The sequence below is a fragment of the Streptomyces sp. OfavH-34-F genome, from assembly GCF_022347745.1.
Classification (GTDB): domain Bacteria; phylum Actinomycetota; class Actinomycetes; order Streptomycetales; family Streptomycetaceae; genus Streptomyces.
Genome location: NZ_JAKRGC010000492.1, coordinates 1 through 3,074 on the forward strand (window position 1 = coordinate 1; position 3,074 = coordinate 3,074).

General features: G+C 72.6%; 4 protein-coding genes and 1 pseudogene. All 5 read right to left on the bottom strand.

Annotated features, from left to right (window positions below; genetic code table 11):
* A partial coding sequence (locus tag MHW47_RS33815; protein WP_239227669.1) for a cytochrome P450 occupies positions 1–1,296 on the bottom strand: 1,296 nt, incomplete at its 3' end.
* A 91-nt stretch (positions 1,297–1,387) separates the two neighbouring features.
* A complete protein-coding gene (locus MHW47_RS33820) occupies positions 1,388–2,002 on the bottom strand; it encodes an ATP/GTP-binding protein (RefSeq protein WP_239227670.1) in 615 nt (204 codons plus the stop codon).
* Positions 1,983–2,354: a DUF742 domain-containing protein gene (locus MHW47_RS33825; RefSeq protein ID WP_239227671.1), complete on the bottom strand. Its 372-nt coding sequence runs from the start codon at positions 2,352–2,354 to the stop codon at positions 1,983–1,985. The genes MHW47_RS33820 and MHW47_RS33825 overlap by 20 nt, the downstream gene beginning before the upstream one ends.
* Positions 2,351–2,758 carry a roadblock/LC7 domain-containing protein gene (locus tag MHW47_RS33830; protein ID WP_239227672.1) on the bottom strand — a complete coding sequence of 136 codons (408 nt, stop codon included), beginning with the start codon at positions 2,756–2,758 and terminating at the stop codon, positions 2,351–2,353. The genes MHW47_RS33825 and MHW47_RS33830 overlap by 4 nt, the downstream gene beginning before the upstream one ends.
* A pseudogene (locus MHW47_RS33835) lies at positions 2,755–3,074 on the bottom strand (ATP-binding protein); the annotation flags it as partial. The pseudogene MHW47_RS33835 and the gene MHW47_RS33830, both read right to left, overlap by 4 nt.

Below are 3,074 nucleotides of genomic sequence, written 5' to 3' on the forward strand. Positions count from 1 at the left end.
GCGTCGGTCCAGTCCGGGCCGGGGCCGACGGCGTACGCGTCGCCGTGCCCGGCGGCGACCAGGGCCTCGCCGACGCGGGTCACGTGCGAGCCGTGCGCCCCGTAGCCGTACGGCAGGCCGTTGATGGCGACCTGGTAGCGGGCGGGCGTCCGCGATGGCGCGCCCGATGTCCTGGCCGGGGCACTCGTGGGGGCCGCCGCTGAAGGCGAGGTGGGCGCGGTTGCCCGCCATGTCGGCCTTGAGGTCGGGGCGGACCACCGGGTCGGTGTTGGCCGCCGTGATGCCGACGATCAGCGCGTCGCCGGCCTTGATGTGCTTGCCGCCCAGCTCCGTGTCGCCGACCGCCCAGCGGCCCAGGATCGCGGCGAACGGCGGCTCGTCCCAGAGGGTCTGCTCGACCGCTTCGGGGACGGTCATGTGGCCGCCGCTGAGCCGGGAGCGGAAGCGCGGGTCGGTGAGGACCATGCGCAGCACGTTGGCGATGAGGTTGGTGGTCGTCTCGTAGGAGACGATGAGCATCAGCCGCAGGTGCTCGGCCACCTCCTTGTCGTTCATGGCGGCGGGGTGCTCGACCAGCCAGGTGGCGAAGTCGTCGGCGGGTTCGCGGCGGCGGCGCTCCACGAGGCGGGTGAGCACGTCCACCATGTAGGCGTTGCTCTGGACGGCGGTGGCGGTGCCCTTGATCATGTCGCGGGCGGCCTGCACCATCCGGTCGTTGGACTCCTCGGGCATGCCGAGGATGGCGCACATGACCATCATGGGCAGCCGTTCGGCGAACTCGGCGACGAGGTCGGTGCGGCCCTCCCGGCAGAAGGCGTTGACGAGCCGGTTGCTGTACCGGTTGACGTGGCGCCGGACGCCGCGGGTGTCGATGCGGGCCATGGAGTCGGTGAGGGCCCCGCGCTGCCGCTCGTGGGTGGCGCCGTCCGCGAAGGCGCAGATCGGCTGCCAGGCGACCTGCGGGGCGAGCGGGTGGTCCGGGCCGATGGTGCCGTCCTGCAGGGCCCACCAGCGGCGCGAGTCCCGGGAGAACTGCGAGGGCGTCCGGGTCATGTGCAGGTTCTCGCTGTGGCCGAGGACCAGCCAGGCGGGCACGTCGCCGTGCAGCAGGACGGGCGCCACGGTGCCGTGTTCGGCGCGCAGCTTCTCGTACAGGCCGTGCGGGTCCTGTTCGGCCTCGGGGCCGTACATCCGGCGCAGTCCGCCGGGGCCGACGCCCAGGCCGTGGGCCGGGCACTCGGGCGGTGGGACCGGTCCGGTGGCCTGGCCGTGCTCGAAGGGGAAGGGGCTTGTCACGATCGCTCCAGGGGTCCGGCCGCGGAGGCCGGACGGTCGGGGGCGCGGTGGGGGAACGCGCGGAACGGGTTCGGAAGGTGCGCGGGAGGGGTCAGCCGCGTGGCAGGGCCAGGCTGTGCAGGTAGCGCATCAGGGTCATCAGCACGTCGCGGCTGGAGACGCGCAGCCGGGCGTCGCAGTCGATCATCGGGATCTCGTCCGGGAGGTCCAGGGCGCTGCGCAGCGCCTCGATGGGGTGTTTCGGGGCGTCGGGGAAGGTGTTGATGGCGACGACGAACGGCACGCCGCGCTCCTCCAGGCGTCCGATGACGTCGAAGCTGACTTCGAGCCGGCGGGTGTCGACGAGGACGACGGCGCCGAGCGCCCCCTCGAACAGGCCGTTCCAGAGGAACCAGAAGCGTTCCTGCCCGGGGGTGCCGAAGAGGTAGAGGATCAGCTCGTCGCTGATGCTGATTCGGCCGAAGTCCATGGCGACGGTGGTGGAGGTCTTGCTCTCCACCCCGTAGGTGTCGTCCACGCCGACCCCGGCCTGGGTCATCGTCTCCTCGGTGGTCAGCGGCCGGATCTCGCTGACCGAGCCGACCATGGTCGTCTTGCCGGCCCCGAACCCCCCGACGATCACGACCTTCACCGCGGCGGTGGCCGTGGTGGGCAGGACGTCCTCGCTGCGGGGGCCCGTGATCGTGTCAGAGTTTCTGAAGTCCATGCATCACCGCTTCGAGGAGGGACCGGTCCGGGAGCGTCGCGCGCACGATCGGCGCGCGCGATTCGATGAGTCCGGTGGCGAGGAGTTCGGTGAGGAGCGAGGTCACCACGCTGAACGGGAGACTGAGGTAGGCGGAGAGTTCCGCGACGGATAACGGTGCCTGGCAGAGCCGCAGGATCACGGCCTGTTCGGGCTGGACCGTGGGGGACGGCTCCGCCTTCGAGACGATCATCGTGACCAGGTCGAGCGCCGCCCGCTCGCTGCCGTCGGGATCGCCGGTGAGCACGTAGAGCCGTTCCGGATCGCTCAGCGCCGGGTCGGCCTTCCGGCGTTCTCGTCGGGGAGAGTTCATCCGGCCTGCCCGTCGTGGCGGGGCGGGCTCGTGAGGTGGCCGCCGATGCGGGCGACCATGTCGCGCATCCGCGCCCCGACGTGCCCGGCGTCCACGGTCTCGCCGGCGAGCACCGCGAGGTAGGCGCCGGTGCCCGCGGCCATCAGGTAGAAGAAGCCGCCGGTGACCTCGATGACGACGAGCCGCATCCGGCCGTCGCTGTACGGGATCTCGGAGGCGACGGCCGCCGCCAGGCTCTGCAGCCCGGCGCAGGCGGCCGCGAGCCGGTCGGCGACGTCGGGGTCGCCGCCGTGCTGGGCGATGCGCAGGCCGTCCGCCGAGAGCACGACGATCTGGTGGATGTCCGGTACGTCGTCGGCGAGCTCCTTGAGCATCCAGTCCATGTTGCCCCGCTGCTGGATCACTGCTGCTCTCCCTTGTCCCACGCCTCGTCAGGGCCGTCGTCCGCCCTGGATTCCTGGGGCACGCCGTTGGCGGCCTTGGTGAACGCCTCCAGCCAGATGCCGGGGGGCGGTTCCGTGCTGTTGCCTCCCCGGGCGGGCCCGTGGCCGTAGCCGTGGCCGTTCGTGCCGCCGGCCACGGGGGCGGCGGACTGGGCGGGGAGGTTGTGCGAGCCCAGCGGGGCGCGGCCCCGGCTGCGGCGCTGCGGGAGGCCGTCGGCGGTCCACTCGGTGACGACGGGCACGTCGTCCTCCAGGGCGGCGGCCGGGGCTGCCGGGC

What these genes read in the sequence shown, in the direction of transcription:
- MHW47_RS33820 (WP_239227670.1), bottom strand. Translation starts at nt 2,002, where the DNA reads ATGGACTTCAGAAACTCTGACACGATCACGGGCCCCCGCAGCGAGGAC.
- MHW47_RS33825 (WP_239227671.1), bottom strand. Translation starts at nt 2,354, where the DNA reads ATGAACTCTCCCCGACGAGAACGCCGGAAGGCCGACCCGGCGCTGAGC.